Source organism: Streptomyces sp., from assembly GCF_036566765.1.
Lineage (GTDB): Bacteria > Actinomycetota > Actinomycetes > Streptomycetales > Streptomycetaceae > Streptomyces.
The window spans coordinates 1-23,418 of the sequence record NZ_DATCVQ010000209.1; the positions used below are offsets into that span (position 1 = coordinate 1).

The window sequence follows — 23,418 nt, forward strand, 5'->3', positions numbered from 1 at the left end:
GCGGCGGCGACGGCCTGACACCCGCGGCGCGGCTGGAGCACGTCGCTCTAGCCGCGCTCCGCCGGGCGGCGGCGCAGCTGATGCGCGCGGGCGGCCGCGTCGCCGGGGGCGTCCCGTACCGCCAGGCCCTCGGCGATGCGGTCCTGCACCGCGGGCGGCTTGTGGTGCGCGTACTTGAACTTGGCGCGGACGTCCGTCACAGCCAGGTCCAGCACGCGCAGCCCGGGCAGCAGACGGCCGAACGGGGCCGCACCCGGGGCCACTTGCTCCGTGCCGCCCTCAGGCTGGAAATGCGCGACCTGGCGGTTGAGCAGCGCGGCCTTCTCCGCCGGGTCGTCCACCACCCGTGCGGTGCAGCGGAGTTGGACCGCCGCGTAGAACGAGGTCGGCGTGCCGTGCGCGGCCGGGGCGTCCTCGGGCGCGGCCCAGGGGCCCGGCACGAAGGCGTAGTCGTCGACCACGCTCAGCAGCACGTCCGGGCAGGTCTCCAGAGCCCGCCAGAGCGGGTTGGGCCGGGCGAGGTGGGCGATGACCCGGCCGTACGGGCCGGGCTCGGCGTCGTACCGAAAGTGCATCGGCTGCACCCACGGCGGCTCGCCCGGCAGGCCGTTGACCGCGAGCTGGCCGAAGTCGTGCCCGGCCAGCCAGGCGCGCCACTCCGCCTCGTCGTGGGCGGCGTCCCAGGGATGGATCAGCATGGCGCGGGCCTCACAGGACGGTCATGTAGTCGGGCAGGGCGACGTCCGCGGCCAGGGTCTCGGCCGGGATCGGCGTGCCGTAGCGGGTGGCGACCGGGACCACGCCGGACCAGTGGGGGAGGTCCAGGTCCTGCGGTTCGTCGTTCGGGCCGCCGGTGCGGACCTTCGCGGAGACCTCGGCGAGGTCGAGGCGGAGCACGGCGGTCGCGGCGAGCTCCTTGGCGTTCGCGGGCCGGGAGTCGTACGAGCGGCCGGGCACGACCTGGTCGACCAGCGCGTCCAGGGCCTCGCGCAGCTCGTCCGGGTCGGTGACCTGGTGGGCGGTGCCGTGGACCACGACGGAACGGTAGTTGATCGAGTGGTGGAAGGCGGACCGGGCCAGGACGAGGCCGTCGACGTGGGTGACGGTCAGGCAGACGGGCAGGCCGGGGTCGGCCATGCGGGCCGGCCGGGAGCCGGTGGAGCCGTGCACGTACAGCCGCTCTCCGACCCGCCCGTAGAGGGTCGGCAGCACGATCGGCGCGCCGTCGCGGACGAACCCGAGGTGGCAGACGTACGCCTCGTCGAGTATCGAGTGGACCAGGTCGCGGTCGTACGAGGCACGGCTGCGGTTGCGGCTCGGCACGGTCCGCTCGGTCGGCTCGTAGGCGGTCCCGCTCTGGGCCAGGGTCTCCGACATTGCGCCCTCCATTGCACTAGTGCATAATCTCTTTTGTGCTAGGAGAGTATCGGATCGAAGGACGTCGCGCATCGGAGATCGCCGCCAGCGTGGAGCGGGGGGTCGGTTCGGGGGCGCTGCAGCCGGGTCAACTGCTGCCGCCCATGAGGGAGTTGGCGACCAGCCTCGGCGTGAACCCGAATACCGTCGCGGCCGCGTATCGCACCCTGCGCGAGCGCGGGGTGATCGAGACCGCCGGCCGGCGCGGCAGCCGGGTGCGGCCCATGCCCGCGACCACGGCCCGCGGCTCGCTCCGCGTCGAGGCCCCGGCCGGCGTCCGGGACGTCGGCAAGGGCAACCCCGAGCCGTCGTTGCTGCCGCCGCTCGGCGAGGCCTTCGCCGCGGCGGCCCGGCGCAACGCCGAGCGGCCCGTGCTTTACGGAGAGCCGCCCGTGGACGAGGAGTTCGCCCGGCTGGCCCGCGCCGCCATGGACGCCGACGGCGTGCCCGCAGGGCGGATCGCGGTGACCTCCGGCTCCCTCGACGGGATCGAGCGGGTGCTCAACGCTCACCTGAAGCCGGGCGACGCGGTCGTCGTCGAGGACCCGGGCTGGGGCGGTCTCCTCGACCTCGTCCCCGCGCTCGGGCTGCGCCCCGCGCCGGTGCCCGTCGACGACGAGGGGCCGCTGCCGGACGCGCTCGCCCGCGCGCTGCGCGCCGGGGCGCGGGCCGTGGTCGTCACCGACCGGGCGCAGAACCCGACCGGCGCGGCGGTGACCGCCGGCCGCGCGGCCGAGCTGCGCCGGGTGCTCGCCGCGCACCCCGCGACGCTGCTCGTCGAGGACGACCACGGCCACGGCATCGTCGAGGCGCCCCTGCACCCGCTCGCCGGCGGCACCGACCACTGGGCGCTGGTGCGCTCGGCCGCCAAGGCGTACGGGCCCGACCTGCGCGTCGCCGCGCTGACCGGCGACCCGGTGACCCTCGACCGGGTCATGGGCCGCCAGCGGCTCGGCCCCGGCTGGGTCAGCAAGATGCTGCAGCGCGCCCTCGTCGAGCTCTGGTCCAGCGGCGCGGTCGACGGGGCGGCGGTGGCCCGCTGGTACGGGGAGCGGCGGGACGGTCTGGTACGGGCGCTGGCCGCGCGGGGCGTAGCGGCCCACGGCAGCACCGGCATGAACGTCTGGATCCCGGTCGCCGACGAGACCGGCGCGGTGACCCGGCTCCTCAGCGCGGGCTGGGCCGTCGCGCCCGGGGCCCGCTTCCGGATGGCGACCGGCCCGGCGGTCCGGGTGACCGTCTCGGGCCTGTCGCTCGCCGACCTCGAACCGCTGGCCGACGCGATTGCCGCGGCGGCGGACCCGGCGCCGGCGCGCGCGTACGGCTGAGGCGCCGCGCGGGGGAGCGCAACCGGGGTGCCGGCTACGCCCCCGCGTCCGCCGTGGCCGATTCCTGGCGCGTCTTGGTCTCGGGGCCCTTCGCCACCGGCTCCTTCTTCGTACGGGCGGACGGGGCACGGGTCTGGGTGAGGGCGGCGCCGGCCAGGACGATCACCGCGCCGACCGGGGTGTTCCAGGTGAGCGACTCGTCGAGCAGAGCGACGCCCGCCGTGGTCGCGATGACCGGGATGAAGTACGTGACCATCGCCGCCGTCGTCGGGCCGACCTCGGCCACCACGCCGTACTGGAGCAGCATCGCGTACCCCGTCCCGAGCGCGCCGAGGGCGAGCACGGAGAGCAGCGGCAGGAGCTCCACCGAGCTCGGCATCGTGGTGAACAGCGGGGTGACGACGGCCAGTTGGAGGGTCGCGAGGCCGACCTGGGAGCCCGCGAGCGAGAGGTTCGAGGCCGGGTTGCCCGCCAGGGTGCGGCGCACGTAGATCCAGCCGACCGCGTAGCTGAACGAGGCGAGCAGCGCCATCGCGGTGCCGGTCACGTCCAGGCCGTTGAAGCCCTGCCACGCGCCGAGCACGGTCAGCACGCCGACGAAGCCGATGCCCAGGCCGGCCGCGCGCAGTCGAGTCGGGCGGTCCTCGGAGAGCGCGACCAGGGAGAGCAGCATTCCCCACAGCGGGGTGGTGGCGTTGCAGATGCCCGCGAGCGTGGACGGGATGGTCAGCTCGGAGTAGGCGAACAGCGAGAACGGCAGCGCGTTGAGCAGGAACGCCGCCACGGCGAGATGCCCCCAGGTGCGCAGGCCGCGCGGCAGCCGCTCGCGCTTGACCGCCATCGCGACGGCCAGCACCACCGTGCCGAACAGCAGGCGGCCGAAGGTCACCTGGAACGGCGCGAAGCTCTCGTTGCCGACCTTGATGAAGACGAAGCTGAAGCCCCAGATCAGGGCCAGCACGCCGAAGCGGATGCGCCAGTCGACGGAGCGGCGGGCGGGGGCGGGTGAGGAGTCGGTCGGCAGGGCCCGGGAGCGGGCGGCGGCGGTCATGACGTCAAGAGTGGCCCCTCGTACATCGTAGGACAAGCGAGATTTTCTGCGTACTTTCTCGTAGCATCGCTTACATGTTGAACCTGGAGCGCCTGCGCACCCTCGACGCCCTCGCCCGGCACGGCTCGGTCAGTGGCGCGGCCGACGGGCTGCACGTGACGACCTCCGCCGTCTCGCAGCAGCTGTCCAAGCTGGAGCGCGAGGTCGGCCAGCAGCTGCTGGCCAAGAACGGCCGGGGCGTGCGGCTCACCGACGCGGGGCAGCTCCTCGCCGAGCACGCCGCGCGGATCCTGTCCCAGGTCGAACTGGCCCAGTCGGACATCGAGGCGCATCGCGGCCGGGTGGTGGGGGAGGTGCGGATCGCGGCCTTCCCGACCGCCGCCCGCGGACTCTTCCCAACGGCCCTGCGCGCGCTGCGCGCCCAGCACCCCGAGCTGCGGGCGCGCACCAGCGAGTTGGAGCCCGAGCGCGGCATCCGGGACGTGATGCGCGGGGACGCGGACCTCGCGATCGTCCTGGACTGGAACAACAAGCGCATGCCGGTGCCGGGCGGCCTGGCCCGCGCCCACCTGCTCGACGACTCCGCCGATGTGGCGCTGCCGGTGGACCATCCGCTGGCCGACCGGGCCGAGGTGGACCTGGTCGACTTCGCCGGGGACGACTGGGTGTCGTGGCCGGAGGGCGAGTTCTGCCACGACTGGCTGATGTTCACCCTGCGCTCGCAGGGCATCGAGCCGCGCATCGCCCACCTGGCCGGCGAGCACCACACCCAGCTCGCGCTGATCGCGGCCGGGCTCGGGGTGTGCGTGACGCCGCGCCTCGGTCGCGGTCCGGTGCCGGAGGGCGTCGTGCTCGTGCCCGTACGGCAGCGGGTCCGGCGGCACATCCACGCGGTGTGGCGCACGGACGCCGACCGGCGGCCCTCCATCCGGGCGGCGGTGGAGGCGCTGCGGGAGGCGGGCCGGACGGCGGGGGACTGAGGACCGCCGAAGCCTCAGAGCGTGGCCAGCTTGCGGAAGTCCCAGGAGGCGATCGCGTCCGGGGTCAGCCGCAGCCAGGCGTGCCGGCCGTCGTGCGGCATCTCGTCCAGGCCGAAGTTCTTCCGCGCGAACAGCCGCTCCGGCACGTCGAGTTCGGGGCAGGGCTCGCCGGTGCGCGGGGCCTCCCCGACGAAGACGGCGGTGCCGGACAGTTCCACCCCGCACAGCTCGCCGTACTCCTCGCCGGCGTCGACGACCACCGCGATGTGCGGGTCGCGGCGCAGCTCGGCCCAGCGGCGGCTGCGGGTGATCGAGTAGAGCCACAGCGAGGCGCCGTCCCAGGCGAACCACAGCGCGCTCACGTGCGGGCGGCCGTCGGCGGATACGGTCGCCACCCGGCAGGTGCGCTGTTCGGCGAGGAAGGCGTCCCGCTCGGCCGGGGTCATCATGATCCTGCGTCCGCGGCGCTGTGCGACGGTCATCGGCCGCCCCTTCCAGTTGGTCTGACGGAACGTCAGAAAGCATGGAGGCTCTTCCGTCCGGACGCAATGGCCACTAGCCTCGCGCGCCCGGGACGCCTGGTACGCCCGGGTGACCGCAGATCAAGAGGGGGAAGCCATGGCGCAGTCCGTGCCGCTCGCGGAGCAGTTGGATCCGGCCACCACGGTGCTGCTCACCGTCGAGTGCCAGGAGGGTGTGATCGGGCGGAACAGCGCGCTGCCCGAACTCGCCGCGGCCGTCCGCTCGTCGGGTGCGCTGCGGAACATCGCCCGGCTGGTCTCCGCCGCCCACGAGTCGGGCGTGCAGGTGATGCACGCGGTCGCCGAGCGGCGGCCCGACGGGCGCGGCGCGAACGCCAACGCCCGGCTGTTCCGGGCCGCCGCCCGGCTGCCCGTGCAGCAGCACAGCGGCAGCATCGCGGTGCGGATCGCCGAACCGATCGAGGTCGCCGACGAGGACCTCGTCGTCCGGCGGCTGCACGGGCTGTCTCCGGTGGCCGGCACCGACGTCGACCCGCTGTTGCGCAATCTCGGCTGCCGCACTCTGATCGTCACCGGCGTCTCCGCGAACGTGGCGATCCCCAACGCCGTCTTCGACGCGGTCAACCTCGGCTACACGGTGGTCGTGCCCGGGGACGCCGTCGCGGGGGTGCCGGCGGAGTACACCCCCGAGGTGATCCGGCACACCCTCGCGCTCGTCTCGACGATCACCACGACCGACGAGGTGCTCGGCTGCTGGAAGCAGCCCCTCCGGGTCACGCGAGAGTGATCGAGTCCCCGTCGACCTTGATCTCGGCCGGCGGCAGCGGCCTGGTCGCGGGGCCCTGCTTGACGCTGCCGTCGGCGGCGGAGAACGCGCTGCCGTGGCAGGGGCAGGTGATCGTGCCGTCGGTGACCTCCTTGACCGCGCAGCCCGAGTGGGTGCACGAGGAGGAGAAGGCCTTGAACTCGCCCGCGGTCGGCTGCGTGACGACCACGCCCTTGTCGGCGAAGACCTTGCCGCCGCCCTGCGGGATGTCCGTGGTCCGGGCGAGCACGGCGCCGCCGGCCCCGGAACCGCCGGAAGCGGACCCCGCCCCGGGCGCGGACCCGCCGTTCGCCCCGCCGGTGTCGCCGGCCTTGGGGGAGTCGCCGTACGAGTCCCCCGAACCGCCGCACCCTGCGAGGACCCCGACCAGCCCGGCCCCGCCCGCCGCCGCGACCACAGTCCGGCGTGCCACTCCGCTCATCGCTGCTCCCCTTGAATCCGGATTCCTGCGTTCACGAAGTAGTACGCACGCCGAGGGCCCGGCGTTCAAGGGGTGCGTCAGAAATGATCTCCGGTATCCCCGGCATCTCCCGCATCTCCCGCATCTGCAGCGTTTCCGACGGCCTTGCCGCGCACCTGGACCGTGCGGGCCAGCGGGTCGCCGGGCTCCACCCGGAACTGGGAGGCCACCTCCCGGCCGGTGTGGGCCAGCACCCACTGCCGGTTGACGATCCGGCCGTCGACGACGAACTCGTTGCGCAGGACCGGCAGGTCGAGCATCCGCTCGAACCACTCGGCCGCGCGCTCCGCGAGGTCCTCGGGGGAACCGGAAGCCTCGATCGCGGTCTCCGAGCTCCGCTCCAGGGTGTACAGCTGATCGTGGAACTCGCCGCCGACGAGGCGGGAGCCGGTGAAGAAAGCGCCCACCGTGAGCACGTGCCCGCCCGGCTCGATGGTGTTGTCCCACAGCTCCAGAGTGACCAGGAGCTCGGTCCGGTTCTCGAAGACGGCGAAGCTCGCGTACGTGTCGTCGGGGTCGCAGGACCACCCGCCGGACTCGGCCCGCTCACGGAGGACGGCGAGAAAACGCAGACCCTCCTCGGTGGAATCCAGTTCCGGGTCGGAATCGAACCAGTCGGGGCCGGGGATGTCGTTCTCGTTCATGTTGCTGCTGCCTCGCAAGGCCCCGGGAAAGGGGCCGTGAATGATGTGACCTGACAAGGGCCTGGCCCCCGCGGTCGTACAGACCCGCGGGGGCCAGGATATCGGCTGGTGAATTGCCGGAATCTACCGGTGCGTCACCATAGGCTGTTGAAGAAATCACCCGCCTTGCTGCCGACATAGCTTCCGGCGATACCGCCGACGAGACCGCCGACCACGCCTCCGACGACGCCTCCGACCGCGGTTCCCGCGCCCGGAATGATGGACCCGATCGCCGCACCGGCTGCTGCGCCGATCTTGGCTCCCGCCCAGGCGCCGGCCAGGCCGCCGGCCAGAGTGGAGCCGGCCGACACGGCCGCCTCGCCCTTCTGCCCGTCCGGCGCGGACCAGACCTCGTAGGCGGCGACCCCGACGCCCAGTGCGAGGAGGCCGCGACCGCCCCACTTGGCGGCCGTGCTCAGCTTGCTCGCGAAACCGGAGCCGCCGGAGGACGTGCCCGCGGAGGACGTCCGCGCCGCGGCCGCCTCGGCGGCCTGCGCCGACCGGACCGCCACCAGCTCGGTGCTCGCCCGGCTCGGGATGGCCAGCTCACCGGGCGAGGTGTGGATCGCCCGGCCGCTGTCGAACCGGGCGCCCGGCTTCCACTTGGCGTCCGCCGGGTACTGGCTGCGCGCCGAGTCGTTCTGGCAGTTCTCGCAGACGCCGATGATGGGCTGCTTGGACGGCCGCTGGTACGAGATGGCGTTGCCGAACCGCACCTGGTCCATCGGCAGACCGAGCTTCCGCGCGCAGTCCCGCTCCGCGCAGCCGAACGGGTTGGACGACATGCCCGCCACGTAGCGGTTCGTCGCCGGGTCGTACGCACCCACATAGGTGCGGCCCTTGACCTTGGTCGTGCGGATGTAGTGGTCCCGCATGGTGTTCATCATCTCGTCGACCAGGTCGGTGACCGTGCCCGCGCTGTCGACGGCGAACGACGGACGGCCGTTGGAGCTCAGCCAGCTGTGGCCGTCCAGCTCGACGTTCGACAGCGGGTTGCCGCCGGCGAACGCGTACCGGTTTCCGGTGGTCGGGTCGGACGCCAGCCGCATGTCGGCGAGGGCGCCGTTGTACATGTCACGGGAGAGGAACCGGTTCATCCCCGTGGAGTAGGTCCGGAAACCCATGTTGTAGTTGCCGGAACCGGTGTCGACCCGGGCGCTGTTGAACCGGTACGCGTTGTACGGCTCGGCGCCCGCACCGCCCGCGCCCGGCTTGTCGGCGCCGGACGCCTGGGTGTCGTCCTGGGCTCCGTACGCGGTGTAGCCGTACGTGGCCTTGGTGTTGCCCTGGTCGTCGGTGAGCGCGGTGACGTCCGAGTGCGGGTTGTAGGTGTAGTAGGTGTAGTCCTTGCTCCCGCCGGAGCCGTGGACGATCTGGCTGAGCCGCTCGCCCATGGGCGAGTACTGGTACGACTTCTTCAGGATGCCGTCGACGGTCTCGCTGACGACCGCGCCGCCCATGGCCAGGTAGTCGAAGACGGTGCTCTTCGGCGACGCCGACCCGGCGCCCTTGACCTCGTTGACCGTACGGCCGAACGCGTCGTACGTGAAGTCGGTCCTGACCAGGCCGGTCCCGTTGTTGTTCTGCTGGGACTTGATCCGGTCGTAGCCGTCGTAGGTGAACTTCTCCAGCACCGTGCCGGCGCCGGTCACCGTGTCCATCCGGCCGAACGGGTCGTAGTTGTACTTGATCGTGCCCGCGGCGGTGCTGCTGGACAGCAGCCGGTCGCGCGAGTACGTGTTCGTGGTGGCGCTGGAGCCGACGGTCTGCGACGTGATGTTGCCGTTGTCGTCGTAGGCGTAGTCCTGCGGCGAGGAACCGTCCGAGTTGCGCACCGACGCGATCTGGTCACGCGGGGTGTACACGTTCGTGCTGGTCCGCGACAGGTACGCGCCGTGGTTGTCGGCGTTCTGCGTGGTCGAGACGTCCTGCGTCCGGTTCCCGTTGGGGTCGTACGTCAGGGAGTGCTCGGCCACCAGGGTGCCGCCCGACGTCCGCTCGGACGACTTCTTGAGCGAACTGTCCAGGTAGTACTCGAACGTCGCCACATTGTTGTTGCCCTTGGTCTGCGTGGCGAACTGGCCGGCAGGGGTACGGGTGTAGGACGTCGTCTTCGGGGAGGGGTCGCTCGCGGACTCCTTGTTCACGACCTTCGACAGCAGACCGCGCACGTCGTAGTCGAACGTGGCGCTCCGAGCGTCGTGGGTCTGGCTGACGATGTTGGAGTCGGCGTCGTAGCCGAATCCGGTGGTGTGCTTGACGTTGCCGGCCGCCTTCTCCTGAAGCTGCGTCAGCCGGTCCCGCGCGTCATAGGTGAACGCGTAGGCGTCGTAGCGGGCGCCCGGCGAACCGTCGGTGAGGTCCGTCATGTTGCCGTTGACGTCGTACGTGTAGCCGAACGACTGCGGCGGCAGCTGGGTGTCGGCCGAGTTGTCGCGGACCAGCTTGACGGCGTCCGCGACGACCGTGCCCCCGGCGTTCTGCGTCAGCGAGACGCGCTGCCCGGTGCCGCTCGCCTTGAACGCGTAGCTGCCCAGGGAGACCCAGGCGCCCGCGTTCTTGGTCTGGTCGACCGGCTTGGTGGCCGAGCCGCCGTCGTGCTCCACCTTGTAGGAGGCGGTGGTCGCAGCTCCGGTGACGGCCGGGTACTTCACGTACACCTGGTACGTGCCGTCCTCGGGGATCGTCGTGTCCCAGGTGACCGCGTCCGTGCCCGCGCCGGCGGCGTGGGTGAAGTAGTCGTGCCCGTTGAACCCGGTACCGGTCGAGGACGTCGTCCACGTGCCGGTCTTCGCGACGTTCTGGCTGTCGGAGTTGTCGGCCAGGACGACCTGCAGGCCGACGGGGACTCCGGTGTCGGAGCGCGTCTGCAGCTTGCCGTCCGGGAAGTAGCCCCAGTTCATGGTCCGGGACGACGAACCGCCGGCGCTGGTGAGCGTCCGCCGGGTCTGCTGGCCCAGGGTGTTGTACTCGTAGCCGGCGACGATGTCCCACGGATCCGTGGAGCTCTTCGTCCAGCCGTTGTCGAAGTACTGGTAGGTGGTGTCGTTACGGGTCGTCTCGCCCTTGGACGGCGGGGCGCTCACCTTCGTCAGCCGGCTGACGGCGTCGTAGGTGTAGTCGGTCTGGACGGGCTTGTTGTAGACCGGGTCGGTCGGGTCGTACGGCGACAGCTTCGCCTTGACCCGCCCCAGCTCGTCGTAGACGGTCTTGGCGGTGAACGCGTCGGCCCGCCCGGAAGCGGTGCCGCGCGGCGTGATCACCGTGGTCTGCCGTCCGACCGCGTCGTACTCGTACTTCGTGGTGTTGTACGTGATCGTCCCGCCGGAGCCGCTGTGCGGGACGCGCACCTGGGAGACCTGGCCACGCTCGTCGTACGTGGACAGAACCGTGTTGCCGTTCTCGTCCGTCGCCGAGAGCGTCAGGCCGTCCTTGTCGTAGGTCGTCGACCGGGTGTATCCGGCCGGGTCCTTCGTCGAGACGGGCTTGTGATCCAGGTCGTACGTGTACGAGGCGCTGAAGTCGGTCGCGTCCGCGGTCTTGTTCTTGAGCGGGTCGACCACGGTGCTGACGTTGCCGACGTCGTCGTACGAGGCCGAGGTCCGGTTCCCGAACGCGTCCGTGATCGTGACCGGCCGGTTGAGCTCGTCGTACGTGTACGTCGTGGTGTGCTCGCCGGCGGTCGCTCCGGCCAGGTTGCCCTTGGGCAGCGTGACCGACAGCTGGTTGCCCACCGTGTCGTACGCGTACGTCGTGGTGCGCGCCTGCCCGGTGGGGGTGTCCTTCGGCTCGGTGAACGAGGCCACCTGGTCGCCGGCGTCGTACACGGACGAGTAGACCGCGCCGTTGGGCGCCGTGGACGTCGTGACGTTGTCGTTGGCGTCGTACACCGGCGCCGGGTTGGTGATGTACACCCCGGCGGCCTGGTCCTTCGGCGTCCTGCCGTCCGTCGGGCGGCCGTAGACGTCGTAGTTCTGCGTGACGGTGTGACCCAGCTCGTCGGTCGACGAGGTCACCTCACCGCGCGGCGCGTAGACCGTCGTCGACGTCTTGCCGAGGGCGTCCCGGGTCGTGCGCGGGTAGCCGGTCGGCTCGAAGTCCGAGTACGTCGTGGTGCTGCCCGCGGCGTCGGTCGCCGTGAGCATCTGACCGTACGCGTCGTACGTGTACGACGTGGTGTAGTCGCCGGCCGTGGCCGTCGAGACGCCCTTCGGGTCCGTGACCGAGGTCAGGTTGCCGTAGGAGTCGTAGCCGAACTGCCAGGCGCGGCCCTCCAGGGAGGTCTTGCGGAACAGGTCGGCCGAGAAGCCGTCCGCGCGCGTCTGGTACTCGTACTTCATCGCGTCGGCCGGGTACGTGCCCGGGGCGCAGGCCGAGCCGGGCGGCACGCCCGCCTTGTTCCACTCCGCGCTGCGCTGCCAGAGCGGGTAGCCCGTCTTCTGGTCGTAGCAGTACGCGGTCTTGGCGCCGTTGTTCTCCTCGACGTAGGTGACGTTGTTGTCCGCGTCCCAGCTCATCTTGGTGGTCTGGGACTTGGCGTTGGTCGTCTGGACCGGGCGGCCGAAGTCGTCCGTGACGAAGGCGGTGGCGTGCGACTTGGCGTCGGTGACGGTCGTGCCGGTGAACTTCGGGTTCGCCGTGTCCACCTTGTACGCGAAGCCCAGGTCACCGCCCGAGCGGTCGGTGATCTTCTTGGTCCACCAGTGGTACTTCGGGTCGTCGCCGGCCTGCGGCGCGAAGTACGTCATGTCAGTCGCGTTGCCGCGCGGGTCGGTGACCTTGACCAGCTTGACGTTCTTGTTGCCCTGCGTGGCGTCGTACTCGAAGGCGAACACCTTCGGCTGGGCAGAACCCGCGCCGTCCGTGAGCTTGGTGAGCAGACCCTTGTCCGAGTACTCGAAAGTCAGCTTGCGGCCGGAGATCTCCGTCATCGACTTGACGTGATCGGTGATCTTCGGCCCGAGGCCGTCGGCCTTGCTGAAGTACTCGACGGTGAGCGACTGACGGCCGGCCGGGTCGGTGATGTACCGGAGGAACTTGGTCGGCTTGTTGTTGGACTTGCGCTCTTCGTACGTGTACGTCTGCGTGTTGCCGTTCTTGTCGACGATGGACGTCATGTAGCCGTCGCAGCCGAACAGGAACCGGGTGCCGTCCGGACGGGTCATCGTCCAGGCGTCGGGGATCGGGTCCTTCAGCGGGGTGCAGTCCAGACCGGGCTTCGCCGTCAGCTTGTAGTGGACGCCCGCGGGGGCCTTCCAGGTGCCGTCGGGCTGCTCGCGGAAGACGTGCGTCGTGCCGTCGCCGTCCGGGAGGCGGATCTCCGTCGGGTGCGGGTTCGGGTGGAAGTCCAGCGGCGCGCCCAGCCGGACCGGGCCGGCGAGCTGACCCGACCAGCCGTGACCGAGAACCGTGTCCGAGGTGTCGAGCGTGTTGTACGCGAACCGCGCGAAGGTGCCCAGACCACGGCCCGGGTTGGCGAACGCGTCGTACGACCACACGCTGTTGCCGGACGCCATGTTGCTCATCACCGATGAGTTGGCGCCGGTGTTCGTACCCGCGTAGGAGTAGAACTTCTCCATGCCGAGGGTGTTGGAGGTCGGGTCCTCGACGGCGACGTTCTGCTTCAGACCCGGGATGCCGGCGGTGCCCGAGGCCCAGGTGCCGGCGGTCTTGTTGTAGACGTCCCAGGTCAGGACGTAGTCGGTGCGCTTGTTGCCGTTGTCCGAGTTGATCGGGGTCTTGACGACGGCCTGGAGGCTGACCGACTCACCCGGGGTGACGTCCTGGGGCAGGGCGGTCTGGACCTGGTTGCCGCCGTTGGTGACGTCGGTGCCGTCGGGGAGGGTCCACTTGTAGGTGAGGACCTGGTCGGCGGAGTTCCACGTCGACGCGGTGGTGTTGGTCAGGGTGAAGTCGACCGTGTAGTCGGTGTTCGGGGTCATACGGGCCGGGGTCTGCGGCGCGTAGTACGTCGACTCGGTGGTGGAGTCGATGTAGGTGACCACGATGCGGGGGCGCAGGCGCTGCTCGGTGCCCTCGGAGGACAGGAACAGGGTGCGCTCCTGGGAGGCGACCTCGTCGGCCATCTTGAGAACGACGCCCTGCTGGGAGGCCGGGGTGGTCACCCACGACTGCGCGAGCGAGGTGATGCTCCAGTCGTGACGGGCCGGGTCGTTGGTCTTGGCCCCGGTGTCGGCCGCGACGGCGCCGAAGTCGCCGCCCTGCGCGGTCCAGTTGGCAGTGGCGTTCGCCTTGACCCAGGTGGCGGTGGCTTCGTCGAAGTCACGCGTCAGCGGGCGGAGTTCGTAGATCGCCCCGGCGGTGTCCTGCGCGGTCTGCGTGGACCACAGACGCACCTTCGCGTCCAGGACGCGGGCCGTGGTCGGGATGCCCAGGGCCGGGAACTTCAGCGCGGCACGCGTGTCGCCGTACGTCGCCGAGTTGTTGCCGACGCTGAGCCAGTTCTTCGGGCCGGCATCGTCGATGGTGTCGTGGGTGAGGGTGGGGCGGGCGGAGGACAGGGTGGTGTCCTGCGTCGCGTCCAACACCTTCGTCGTCCGCCCGGCCTTCGGGAGACGGACGAGCTGCGTGGGGGCGGCGACGACCTGCCCGTCCTTCGTCTTGACCGCGACCATGTAGTAGTACGCGCGGCCGTACGGGTCCGGGTCGTCCGCCTTCGTCGGCGACGCCGACGTGTCCGTGAACGACGTCACCGTGGACGCGACAGGCGCGACGAGGGTGGCGGAGGAGGGCGTGAAGGTCTGGCTGATCGAGCGGTGGACCTGGTACTCGACGATGTCGTCACCGGTCGCCGTCGACGGATCGGTGTAGCCGGACCAGTTCAGCTCGGCGCCCGTGTCGTGGATGGTGGTCGGGGCTGCGAGGTCGACGCCCTGACGGCCGTAGGTCAGGACGAGACGCGGGTAGTTGGCGGTCTCGCCGCCGTACCCGAACTCCGAGCCCTCGTACCGCGGACCGCCCTTGGGGCCGTTCGCGGTCTCGTCGCCGGCCTTGATCACGAAGCCGTTGTTGACGTTGACCCCGTCGATCCACGACTGCACGGTCTTCGTCACCGGGAAGGTGTGCCAGGTGTTCAGCTCGCCGGGCTGCTTGGTGACCACGCCGCCCTTCGTGAACCGCACCGCATCCGCGATCACCGACGTGGTGGTCGAGGCGGGGCCGTCGCCGAGGACGATCTTGCCGAGCGTGCCCGCCTTGAACGGGTGCGAGCCGAGGGTCTTCCACACACCGGCGGCGCCGGCCTGCTGGTTGACGAGGTACTGCTTGCTGCCGCCGTCGTACGTCACCGTGTACGGCGCGTTGGTGGCGCGGTCGGAGGCCGGGACGTAGTGCGCCTCGACCTGGTAGGCGCCGTCCTCGGGAAGGCTCGGCTGCCAGGTGTACGTGTCACCGGCGACGGTGTCCTTGTTGTACAGGTAGTCCTGGTTCACCGCGTACTGCGTGTACGCCGTGTTCCCCGACGCCGGCCACGCGCCGACGGCCGCGGTCTTCCCCGCGTCGCCGTCGTCGACCAGGACCGACGTACCGGACAGCTCGCCGGTGATCGCGTTGGCGTTGTTCCAGGTGGCCTGCTCTTCGGTCCACGCCTGGGTGGCGCGGTGCGCCTCCAGCTGCACCTCGGTGTCGCCCGAGGTGTGCGTCTGGTCGTACCAGAGCTTCAGATCCGCCGAGTCGATCTTCGTCCCCGACGGGACGCCCGTGAGGGGGAACCGCAGCAGGGCGCGGGACGTGCCGGTGGTCGTGTTGCCGACCGACAGACGCCAGTTGTCCTTGTAGTTCGTCGTCGGACCGTCCGAGGAGATCATCACGTCCTGCGCCGTCGCCGGCGTCGGAGCGATCGAGATCGTCGGATCGATCGTCACCGGGTACTGCCGCTCCGGCGCCGCCAGCCACTTGGCATCCGGGGTGACGGTGAGCTTCCAGGCCTTGCCGGCCTTCGACAGCTTCTGCGTCACGGCCGGGCTGTAGCCCGTTCCGTACGCCGAACCGGCGCTCTTCTTCGCGTCCGTCATGAACGCCGCCGGAATCACCAGGACCGGGTCCGCGCCCTCGCCGAAGAACGAGACCGAACCGTCCTTGTTCCCCTTCGGCGTCAACCCACCCGCATCGAGCGTGAAGGAGAAGGAGACCGGGCCCGCGGGCTTCCGGTCGAGAACGATGTTCTCCTTCACCCGGCCCGGACCCACCTGATAGGTGAGATCCGCACCGGCCACCGCGTCCTTGTACGTGACCGTGTCGCCCTTGGCCAGCGGGGACAGCTTCCCGCCGCCCTGCAGGCCCAGTGTCACCACATGCCCGTCACCGGCCTCGAACCGCAGCAGCCGCCCCGCGTCCGAACCGAACCAACTGCTCGCCGCGTTCGTCGTGTTGGCGAACGGGAAACCCGCGACCTCGCTCGGGACGACCGTCGGGTCGATGGCCTTCCAGGACCTCCCCGACCGGTACCCGGTCGGCACCGCCGACACCTCGGCCTGCACCCGACCGTCGGACAGTCGCCAGTACCGGGCATTCGCCGTACGCCGGCCGGTCAGCTCCCCGACGCGCTTCGCCTTCGGCGCCGCCTTGCCCTTCGGCAGCTTCTGCCGCTCGGCGACGTCCAACTCGTCGTGCGACGGGGGCTCGTCCAGCTTCCTGGAATCGTCCGCGAACCACCCCTTCACGGTGTCGACGACACCGTCGCCGTCCCCGCTCGGGGCCGGTGCCGCATAAGCGACTTGTGGCACCATCGCCCCGGCTATCGCCGCGACGACAAGGCAGGCTGTCGCCCGCCCGTATATCGATTTCACGCCAATCCTTCCGTCGTGTCGGCGCACCACGGGCATGCGAAATCGGGCCGCATTCCACTGAGGAAGGGCCCTGCTCAGAGTGCGCCGATCATGGCGGGGGATTTCTAGTCACGTGGCTGATGCACTGTCAATCGACTTCGCAATTCGGTCATTTGATGTGCAACGCGAAAGGGCGGCGCGACCGGGTGACGGCGGGGGCCGGCGGGGCGGGCTCACGGGATAACCTGGGGAAATGCTTACAGAAGTGACAGCGACCCGCTATGTCACGCCCCTGCGTGAGGGCGGTTCGCTCCCGGGCATCGTCGAGGCCGACGATCTCGGCACCTACGTCATGAAATTCACCGGTGCGGGGCAGGGGCGCAAGACCTTGGTCGCCGAGGTGATCTGCGGGCAGCTGGCGCGCCGGCTCGGGCTGCGGGTCCCCGAGCTGGTGTCGATCCAGCTCGATCCGGTCATCGGACTCTCCGAGCCCGACCAGGAGGTCCAGGAGCTGCTCAAGGCGAGCGGCGGGCTGAACCTGGGGATGGACTTCCTGCCCGGGTCGCTCGGCTTCGACCCGCTGGCGTACGAGGTGGATCCGAAGGAGGCCGGGCGGGTCGTCTGGTTCGACGCCGTGATCAACAACGTCGACCGGTCCTGGCGCAATCCGAACATGCTCGTCTGGCACGGCGACCTGTGGCTGATCGACCACGGCGCGACCATGATCTGGCACCACAACTGGCCCGGCGCCCAGGCCTCGGCCGCGAAGCCGTACGACGCCTCCGATCACGCGCTCGCGCCGTACGCGCCTGACGTCGCGGCCGCGGCCGCCGAGCTCGCGCCGCTGGTGACCGAGGAGCTGCTCACCGAGGTGGCCGCCGACGTGCCCGACGAGTGGCTGGTCGACGAGCCGGGCTTCGAGACCACCGACGCGCTCCGTCGCGCGTACGTCGAGGCGCTGCTGTCGCGCGCCGCGACCATCCACGAGCGGATCACCCTCGGGCCGCGCACCGAGCGGCGGCCCGAGCAGCCCCCGGGCTGGCTGGCCGAACGCCTCGCACCCCGGCCGCACGCCACGGAGAAGGACAGCACCACGTGACCGACCGCGATGTCTACGAGTACGCGCTGCTGCGCGTCGTGCCCCGCGTCGAGCGCGGCGAGTGCTTCAACGCCGGCGTGGTGGTCTACTGCCGGGCCAGGTCCTACGTGGCCGCCCGCACCCATCTGGACGAGGCCCGGCTGCGGGCCCTGGACCCGGCCGCCGACGTGACCGGCGTACGGGCGGCGCTGCACGCCGTGGAGGGGGTCTGTCTGGGCGGCGAGGACGCCGGTCAGGCGGCCGGGGACGACGCGGGACGGCGGTTCCGGTGGCTGATCGCGCCGCGTTCCACCGTGGTCCAGCCGGGGCCGGTGCACACCGGGCTGACCGCCGACCCCGAGGCCGAGATCGAAAGACTGCTCGATCTGCTGGTGCGCTGAGCGGGGCGACCGCCGGAACGGGGTGAGATGGTGCACCCGGTGGGCCGTTGACACCGGGTGCCAGGGCTTCTAGCGTCTCGTCTGCGGAAGGTACTAAGCGGTCGCTCATGTGGGGGTCGGACCGTCTTGTTCCGCATCCAGGGACGATCCAAGGGCGAGGAGAACCAGCATGACCAGCGAGCAGCGCGTAGCCGTCGTCACCGGTGCGGCGCGGGGCATCGGAGCGGCCACCGCCGTCCGGCTGGCCGCGGAGGGCCGGGCCGTCGCCGTACTCGACCTCGACGAGGCGGCCTGCAAGGACACCGTCGAGAAGATCACCGCCGCGGGCGGCCGGGCGATCGCGGTCGGCTGCGACGTCTCCGACGGCGCCCAGGTCGAGGCCGCCGTGGCGCGCGTCGCCGCCGAGCTCGGCGCGCCGACGATCCTCGTCAACAACGCCGGCGTGCTCCGCGACAACCTGCTCTTCAAGATGAGCGAGTCCGACTGGGACATCGTGATGAACGTGCACCTCAAGGGCGCGTTCCTGATGGCCAAGGCCGTCCAGAAGCACATGGTGGACGCCGGCTTCGGCCGGATCGTCTCGCTCTCCTCGTCCTCCGCCCTGGGCAACCGCGGCCAGGCGAACTACTCCGCGGTCAAGGCCGGCCTCCAGGGCCTCACCAAGACCCTGGCCAAGGAGCTCGGCAAGTTCGGCGTCACCGCCAACGCCGTCGCCCCGGGCTTCATCGTCACCGAGATGACGGCGCAGACCGCGGCCCGCGTCGGCATGGGCTTCGAGGACTTCCAGGCCGCCGCGGCCACCCAGATCCCGGTGGCGCGCGTGGGCCGCCCCGAGGACGTCGCGAACGCCATCGCCTTCTTCACGGGCGACGACGCCGGCTTCGTGTCCGGCCAGGTCATGTACGTGGCCGGCGGCCCGCTCAACTGACGCCGGACGGGACGAGAGGGAACAGGGGCAGCGACATGATCGCGAAGGAACTTCCTCCGCTCTCCGGCAAGGTCGCGCTGGTGACCGGCGCGAGCCGGGGCATCGGCTACGGCATCGCCGAAGCGCTGGTCGCCCGGGGCGACCAGTTGTGCATCACCGGGCGCGGCGAGGAGGCGCTCAAGGAGGCCGTCGAGAGGCTCGGCGCGGACCGGGTGATCGCAGTGGCCGGAAAGGCGCACGACGAGGCGCACCAGGCCGCCGCCGTCGAAGCCACGATGGCCGCTTTCGGGCGCGTCGACTTCTTGATCAACAATGCCGGCACGAACCCGGTCTTCGGGCCGATCGCCGAGCTCGACCTGAATGTGGCCCGCAAGGTCTTCGAGACGAATGTCGTCTCGGCGCTCGGCTTCGCCCAGCAGACCTGGAAGGCCTGGCAGAAAGAGCACGGCGGCGCGATCGTGAACATCGCGTCGGTCGCCGGCATCACCGCCTCGCCGTTCGTCGGCGCGTACGGGATGAGCAAGGCCGCCATGGTCAATCTGACCCTTCAGCTGGCGCACGAGTTCGCCCCGCTGGTCCGGGTCAACGCGATCGCCCCGGCCGTGGTCAAGACCAAGTTCGCCCAGGCGCTGTACGAGGGCCGGGAGGCCGAGGCCGCGGCAGGCTATCCTCTGGGACGGCTCGGCGTTCCCGAGGACATCGGCGGCACCGCCGCATTTCTCACGTCCGCGCAAGCGGACTGGATTACCGGCCAGACCCTGGTCGTGGACGGTGGTCTGTTCCTCAACGCCGGAGTGGCGTGACCGTCGCGTGACCGAATTCGGGGCCGCCGCCTGACCGGATTGTTCCCGGTTACGCGCCTAATGCCTCAAGTGCCTCGCCAGGGCTCCACATTGACCTGGCGGGGCACTGCGGTATGGTCGGCCGACCCATGGCTGAACGAGGAGTGTGCACGTGTTCAACCGGACCAGTCTGCAGATTGCTGCAGCCCTTGCGTCCATATCCCTGGTGAGTGGCTGCAGTCTTTTCTCGGAGGACGAGGCCGAGGGGGACAAGAAGGTCGTCGTGGGTACGACCAGCTCCCCGACCAGCCTGGACCCTGCCGCCGCCTGGGACAACTCGTGGGAGTTGTACCGGAATGTCTTCCAGACCCTGGTGGCATTCCCGACCGGCACCACCACGCCGCAGGCGGACGCCGCCGACTGTAAATTCATCGACACCTCGAGCCGGGTCTTTGAGTGCACGCTCCGTGACGGTCTGAAGTTCTCCAATGGGCACGCGCTCGACGCCAAGGCCGTCCAGCACTCCATCGAGCGCATCCGGAAGATCGACGTCAAGGGCGGTCCGAATGGAATGCTCGGCTCGCTCGACAAGATCGAGACGGCCGGCAAGAACACCGTCGTCTTCAAGCTGAACAAGTCGGACGCGACCTTCCCGTTCGTTCTGGCCACTCCCGCCATGTCCCTGGTCGACCCGGCCGAGTACCCGATGGGCAAGCTCCGCGCGGACGGCAAGCTCGTCGGCTCCGGCCCGTACGTGATGGACTCGTACGAGGACGGCAAGGAGGCCGTCCTCACCAAGAACCCCAGCTACAAGGGGTTCGCCGACCGTAAGAACGGCGGCGTGACCATCAAGTACTTCAAAGAGTCCGAGCCGATGGTCACGGCGCTGAAGAAGAAGGAGATCGACGCGATCTACCGCGGTCTGACCGCGGAGGAGGTCGTCGGCCTCCAGGAGAAGACGAAGGGGAACGAGGGCCTCCAGCTCATCGAGTCCACCGGGGCGGACATCCGCTACCTCGTCTTCAACTCCGCCGACCCGGTCGCCCGCAAGCTCCCGGTCCGCAAGGCCATCGCGCAGCTGATCGACCGGGACGAGCTGGTCGGCAAGGTCTACCAGGGCACCGCCGAGCCGCTGTACTCGATGGTCCCCAAGGGCATCGCCGGCCACACCACCAAGTTCTTCGACCGCTACGGCGACCCCGACGTCTCCAAGGCCCGCAAGATCCTCCGCGAGGGCGGGATCGACGAGCCGGTCGAGCTGACCTTCTGGTACACCACCGACCGGTACGGCTCCGCCACGGCCGCCGAGTTCGGCGAGATCAAGCGGCAGCTCGACGCCTCCGGCCTGTTCGAGATCACCATTCAGGGCAAGCCCTGGAAGGAGTTCCAGGACGGCTACCAGAAGGGCCAGTACCCGGTCTTCGGCCGTGGCTGGTTCCCCGACTTCCCGGACCCGGACAACTTCGTCGCCCCGTTCGTCGGCAAGGAGAACGTGCTGCGCACGCCGTACGTCAGCCCGCAGATCACCGAGACGCTGCTGCCGAGGTCCCGCAAGCAGAGCGACCGCGCCGCGGTGGCCGCGGACTTCGACCGCGCCCAGGAGATCATGGTGGGCGACGTCCAGCTGCTGCCGCTGTGGCAGGGCAGGCTGTACGTGGCGGCCAGCGAGGAGATCTCCGGCGGCGAGAACGCCCTGGACCCGCAGACCGTCATGCAGATGTGGGAGCTCGGCCGGAAGGCCAGCTGGTAGGAAGCCCGCACGGGGCGATGTCAGTGGCCCCCGGTAGGTTCTGAGGCGTAGAAGTGATCGCCTACCGGAGGTTGTTGACGTGACCGACACCGACATGCTGCCCGAGTCCTGGCGCGGCGTCCTCGGCGAGGAACTGCAGAAGCCGTACTTCAAGCAGCTCACCGAGTTCGTCGAGGAGGAGCGGGCCAAGGGGCCGGTCTACCCGCCGCGCGACGAGGTCTTCGCCGCCCTCGCCGCCACCCCGTACGACAAGGTCAAGGTCCTGGTCCTCGGCCAGGACCCGTACCACGGCGAGGGGCAGGGGCACGGCCTGTGCTTCTCGGTGCGGCCGGGCGTCAAGACCCCGCCCTCGCTGCGCAACATCTACAAGGAGATGCACGCGGAGCTCGGCCACCCGATCCCGGACAACGGCTACCTGATGCCGTGGGCCGAGCAGGGCGTGCTGCTGCTCAACGCGGTCCTCACGGTCCGCGCCGGCGAGGCGAACTCGCACAAGAACCAGGGCTGGGAGAAGTTCACCGACGCGGTGATCACGGCGGTGGCCTCGCGGCCCGACCCGGCGGTCTTCGTGCTCTGGGGCGCGTACGCGCAGAAGAAGCTTCCGCTCATCGACGAGGAGCGGCACGTCGTGGTGAAGGGCGCCCACCCCTCGCCGCTGTCGGCGAAGAAGTTCTTCGGCTCCCAGCCCTTCACGCAGATCGACGCGGCCATCGCGGCCCAGGGCCACGAGGCCGTCGACTGGCGGATCCCGAACCTGGGCTGAGCACGGGGCGACACAGGCTCGGGCCCGCGCCCGAGCCTGAGCGCGATCGGAGGCGGCGGGGGCTAGCGTCGGTCCGACGCGCCGCGCGGCGGGTCGCCGGAGTCGCATCCAGGGAGGCCGCAGTGGGCGAGCATCAGCAGGCGTCGGAGGACGCCGTCATGACCCGGATCGGGCAGGCGACGATGCTGTTCCACGCCGGGGACCGCGAGGAGGCCCGCAACCGCTTCGGGGCGCTGTGGGAGGAGATCGGGGCCGACGGGGACCCGCTGCACCGGTGCACGCTCGCGCACTACATGGCCGACACCCAGGACGACCCGGACACCGAGCTGGCCTGGGACCTGCGGGCCCTGAGCGCGGCCGAGGAGCTGAGCGAGGAGCGGGTCGCCCGGCACGACTCGGCGGTCGCGCTGCGGTCCCTGTATCCCTCGCTCCATCTCAACCTGGCCGCCGACTACGTGAAGCTGCGGCGACCGGACGCCGCCCGGGTCCACCTCGACCGTGCCCGCGCCGCGTCCGACGTGCTCGACGACGACGGCTACGGGAACGGCGTACGGGCGGCGATCGGCCGCCTGGAGACCCGGCTGCGGCCCGAGTAGCGGTCCGGCCTGCGGGCGGGGCCCGGTCAGCCCCTGCCGCCGCCGTACGTGCTGCGGCAGATCCGGGCCTGGTCGCTGCCGTGGCCCCAGCCGCCGTACTTCTCGCCCAGGTCGCAGACCTCGCCCCGGGAGCGCGGCGGATGGGCCGGGAACTTCGGCAGCACCGGCGGCAGGGTGACCGGCAGGTGGTTCTTCTTGGGCTCCTTCCGGCCGGGCCGGTCCGCCTTGTGCTTCTTGCCGTGCGCCCGCTCCGGGGCGTCCTGCCGGGGCGGCGCGGGCTCCGGCCGGGTGGCGGCCTCGAGAGCCTCCCGTGCCGGAGCCTGGACGACATGGGGCTCCACGTCCTGGGCGGGCCGGCTGACCCCGGCGGTCGTCGGGGGCGGCGGCGCGGCGGGCCGCGGCTCCACCGACACGCAGCCGGAGACGGCCGCGACGGCAAGGCCGACCAGGACCTTCGCTGTGGTTCTCGTTCGATGCACCCGCGCAACCTTGCAGACCGTACGGGATCTTCGCGCCCCTACCGGCCGGGAATGCCCCGCACGAGTGATCTTCCCGTCCCGGGGTTCCCGGCCGCTGTCAGGCGCTTGCCGGGTCAGTCCCCGGTCACGCCGTCGATCGCCTCGCGCACGAGGTCCGCGTGCCCGTTGTGCCGCGCGTACTCCTCGATCATGTGGACGTAGATCCAGCGCAGGTTGTACTCCCTGCCGGTGTGGTGCTTGCCCGCCCCCAGGTCGTCGAGTTGCGCGCCCGCCGCCAGCTCCCGGGCCTTGGCGATCTCCGCCTGCCAGGTGGCGTACGCGTCGTCGAAGGCGGTCTCCGGGGCGGGGTGGAAGTCGCGGTCCCGGTCGTCCTCGGTGTAGTAGATCGGCCCGGCGTCCTCGCCCGCGAGCACCCGACGGAACCAGCCGCGCTCGACCTCCGCCATGTGCTGGACGAGACCGAACAGCGTCAGGTCCGACGGGGGAGCGGAGGCGGTGCGCAGTTGGGCGTCGTCCAGGCCCTGGACCTTCTGGGCGAGGGTGGCGCGGTGGAAGTCCAGCCAGGTCTCGAGCATCTCGCGCTCGCCGGCGGTGGTGGGGGGATCAATGCGTTCGACGGTCATGCCGGG

19 protein-coding genes are annotated in these 23,418 nt (G+C 70.7%); 10 read left to right on the top strand and 9 right to left on the bottom strand.

Going from position 1 to position 23,418, the window contains the following annotated elements; translation table 11 throughout:
- Positions 1 to 47: 47 nt before the first annotated feature.
- Positions 48 to 698, bottom strand: a complete 651-nt coding sequence (locus tag VIU94_RS12055; RefSeq protein WP_331910548.1) for an FMN-binding negative transcriptional regulator — start codon at positions 696 to 698, stop codon at positions 48 to 50.
- Positions 699 to 708: 10 nt separating this feature from the next.
- Positions 709 to 1,377: a pyridoxamine 5'-phosphate oxidase family protein gene (locus VIU94_RS12060; RefSeq protein WP_331910550.1), complete on the bottom strand. Its 669-nt coding sequence runs from the start codon at positions 1,375 to 1,377 to the stop codon at positions 709 to 711.
- Between the two features lie 35 nt (positions 1,378 to 1,412).
- On the opposite strand from VIU94_RS12060, the gene VIU94_RS12065 reads away from it, so the two are divergent.
- Positions 1,413 to 2,744, top strand: coding sequence for an aminotransferase class I/II-fold pyridoxal phosphate-dependent enzyme (locus tag VIU94_RS12065; RefSeq protein ID WP_331910552.1), 1,332 nt, complete (start codon positions 1,413 to 1,415; stop codon positions 2,742 to 2,744).
- A 34-nt stretch (positions 2,745 to 2,778) separates the two neighbouring features.
- Here VIU94_RS12065 and VIU94_RS12070 read toward each other — a convergent pair whose 3' ends face one another.
- The gene (locus tag VIU94_RS12070; RefSeq protein ID WP_331910554.1) at positions 2,779 to 3,795 is read right to left on the bottom strand and encodes a DMT family transporter; all 1,017 of its coding nucleotides are present in this window, start codon (positions 3,793 to 3,795) and stop codon (positions 2,779 to 2,781) included.
- Positions 3,796 to 3,869: 74 nt separating this feature from the next.
- Between VIU94_RS12070 and VIU94_RS12075 the strand changes: the two genes are divergently transcribed.
- On the top strand, positions 3,870 to 4,775 hold the full coding sequence (locus VIU94_RS12075; RefSeq protein ID WP_331910556.1) for a LysR family transcriptional regulator: 906 nt from the start codon (positions 3,870 to 3,872) through the stop codon (positions 4,773 to 4,775).
- A gap of 14 nt (positions 4,776 to 4,789) precedes the next feature.
- On the opposite strand, the gene VIU94_RS12080 is transcribed toward VIU94_RS12075, so the two are convergent.
- Positions 4,790 to 5,257 carry a pyridoxamine 5'-phosphate oxidase family protein gene (locus VIU94_RS12080; RefSeq protein WP_331910558.1) on the bottom strand — a complete coding sequence of 156 codons (468 nt, stop codon included), beginning with the start codon at positions 5,255 to 5,257 and terminating at the stop codon, positions 4,790 to 4,792.
- Between the two features lie 136 nt (positions 5,258 to 5,393).
- Between VIU94_RS12080 and VIU94_RS12085 the strand changes: the two genes are divergently transcribed.
- On the top strand, positions 5,394 to 6,044 hold the full coding sequence (locus VIU94_RS12085) for a cysteine hydrolase family protein (RefSeq protein ID WP_331910560.1): 651 nt from the start codon (positions 5,394 to 5,396) through the stop codon (positions 6,042 to 6,044).
- On the opposite strand, the gene VIU94_RS12090 is transcribed toward VIU94_RS12085, so the two are convergent.
- The 3 genes from VIU94_RS12090 to VIU94_RS12100 form a co-directional block, all read right to left on the bottom strand.
- Positions 6,031 to 6,504: a Rieske (2Fe-2S) protein gene (locus VIU94_RS12090; protein WP_331910562.1), complete on the bottom strand. Its 474-nt coding sequence runs from the start codon at positions 6,502 to 6,504 to the stop codon at positions 6,031 to 6,033. The genes VIU94_RS12085 and VIU94_RS12090 overlap by 14 nt on opposite strands.
- A 77-nt stretch (positions 6,505 to 6,581) precedes the next feature.
- The gene (locus VIU94_RS12095) at positions 6,582 to 7,187 is read right to left on the bottom strand and encodes a hypothetical protein (protein ID WP_331910564.1); all 606 of its coding nucleotides are present in this window, start codon (positions 7,185 to 7,187) and stop codon (positions 6,582 to 6,584) included.
- A gap of 134 nt (positions 7,188 to 7,321) precedes the next feature.
- Positions 7,322 to 15,973 (bottom strand): golvesin C-terminal-like domain-containing protein, encoded by an 8,652-nt coding sequence (locus VIU94_RS12100; RefSeq protein WP_414720935.1) that lies wholly within the window; start codon positions 15,971 to 15,973, stop codon positions 7,322 to 7,324.
- Between the two features lie 292 nt (positions 15,974 to 16,265).
- On the opposite strand from VIU94_RS12100, the gene VIU94_RS12105 reads away from it, so the two are divergent.
- The 7 genes from VIU94_RS12105 (at position 16,266) to VIU94_RS12135 (ending at position 22,310) form a co-directional block, all read left to right on the top strand.
- Complete coding sequence (locus tag VIU94_RS12105; protein ID WP_331910568.1) at positions 16,266 to 17,111, top strand: HipA family kinase; 846 nt, start codon at positions 16,266 to 16,268, stop codon at positions 17,109 to 17,111.
- Positions 17,108 to 17,491 carry a DUF3037 domain-containing protein gene (locus VIU94_RS12110; RefSeq protein WP_331910570.1) on the top strand — a complete coding sequence of 128 codons (384 nt, stop codon included), beginning with the start codon at positions 17,108 to 17,110 and terminating at the stop codon, positions 17,489 to 17,491. Before VIU94_RS12105 ends, VIU94_RS12110 begins: the two co-directional genes overlap by 4 nt.
- A gap of 169 nt (positions 17,492 to 17,660) precedes the next feature.
- The gene (fabG, locus tag VIU94_RS12115; protein ID WP_331910572.1) at positions 17,661 to 18,419 is read left to right on the top strand and encodes a 3-oxoacyl-ACP reductase FabG; all 759 of its coding nucleotides are present in this window, start codon (positions 17,661 to 17,663) and stop codon (positions 18,417 to 18,419) included.
- Between the two features lie 35 nt (positions 18,420 to 18,454).
- A complete protein-coding gene (locus tag VIU94_RS12120; RefSeq protein WP_331910574.1) occupies positions 18,455 to 19,222 on the top strand; it encodes an SDR family oxidoreductase in 768 nt (255 codons plus the stop codon).
- Positions 19,223 to 19,373: 151 nt separating this feature from the next.
- Positions 19,374 to 20,951 (top strand): ABC transporter substrate-binding protein, encoded by a 1,578-nt coding sequence (locus VIU94_RS12125; protein WP_331910576.1) that lies wholly within the window; start codon positions 19,374 to 19,376, stop codon positions 20,949 to 20,951.
- Between the two features lie 79 nt (positions 20,952 to 21,030).
- Complete coding sequence (gene ung, locus VIU94_RS12130; protein WP_331910578.1) at positions 21,031 to 21,714, top strand: uracil-DNA glycosylase; 684 nt, start codon at positions 21,031 to 21,033, stop codon at positions 21,712 to 21,714.
- Between the two features lie 122 nt (positions 21,715 to 21,836).
- Positions 21,837 to 22,310, top strand: a complete 474-nt coding sequence (locus VIU94_RS12135) for a hypothetical protein (RefSeq protein WP_331910580.1) — start codon at positions 21,837 to 21,839, stop codon at positions 22,308 to 22,310.
- A gap of 26 nt (positions 22,311 to 22,336) precedes the next feature.
- Here the strand turns inward: VIU94_RS12135 and VIU94_RS12140 are convergent, their stop codons facing one another.
- Positions 22,337 to 22,789: a hypothetical protein gene (locus VIU94_RS12140; protein WP_331910582.1), complete on the bottom strand. Its 453-nt coding sequence runs from the start codon at positions 22,787 to 22,789 to the stop codon at positions 22,337 to 22,339.
- Between the two features lie 113 nt (positions 22,790 to 22,902).
- A complete protein-coding gene (locus VIU94_RS12145) occupies positions 22,903 to 23,412 on the bottom strand; it encodes a DinB family protein (RefSeq protein WP_331910584.1) in 510 nt (169 codons plus the stop codon).
- Between the last annotated feature and the right edge of the window lie 6 nt (positions 23,413 to 23,418).

Coding starts and splice junctions, on each gene's coding strand:
- VIU94_RS12120 (WP_331910574.1), top strand. CDS start 18,455: ATGATCGCGAAGGAACTTCCTCCGCTCTCCGGCAAGGTCGCGCTGGTG.
- VIU94_RS12070 (WP_331910554.1), bottom strand. CDS start 3,795: ATGACCGCCGCCGCCCGCTCCCGGGCCCTGCCGACCGACTCCTCACCC.
- VIU94_RS12060 (WP_331910550.1), bottom strand. CDS start 1,377: ATGTCGGAGACCCTGGCCCAGAGCGGGACCGCCTACGAGCCGACCGAG.
- VIU94_RS12145 (WP_331910584.1), bottom strand. CDS start 23,412: ATGACCGTCGAACGCATTGATCCCCCCACCACCGCCGGCGAGCGCGAG.
- VIU94_RS12055 (WP_331910548.1), bottom strand. CDS start 698: ATGCTGATCCATCCCTGGGACGCCGCCCACGACGAGGCGGAGTGGCGC.
- fabG (WP_331910572.1), top strand. CDS start 17,661: ATGACCAGCGAGCAGCGCGTAGCCGTCGTCACCGGTGCGGCGCGGGGC.
- VIU94_RS12090 (WP_331910562.1), bottom strand. CDS start 6,504: ATGAGCGGAGTGGCACGCCGGACTGTGGTCGCGGCGGCGGGCGGGGCC.
- VIU94_RS12075 (WP_331910556.1), top strand. CDS start 3,870: ATGTTGAACCTGGAGCGCCTGCGCACCCTCGACGCCCTCGCCCGGCAC.
- VIU94_RS12100 (WP_414720935.1), bottom strand. CDS start 15,973: ATGGTGCCACAAGTCGCTTATGCGGCACCGGCCCCGAGCGGGGACGGC.
- VIU94_RS12080 (WP_331910558.1), bottom strand. CDS start 5,257: ATGACCGTCGCACAGCGCCGCGGACGCAGGATCATGATGACCCCGGCC.
- VIU94_RS12085 (WP_331910560.1), top strand. CDS start 5,394: ATGGCGCAGTCCGTGCCGCTCGCGGAGCAGTTGGATCCGGCCACCACG.
- VIU94_RS12105 (WP_331910568.1), top strand. CDS start 16,266: ATGCTTACAGAAGTGACAGCGACCCGCTATGTCACGCCCCTGCGTGAG.
- VIU94_RS12095 (WP_331910564.1), bottom strand. CDS start 7,187: ATGAACGAGAACGACATCCCCGGCCCCGACTGGTTCGATTCCGACCCG.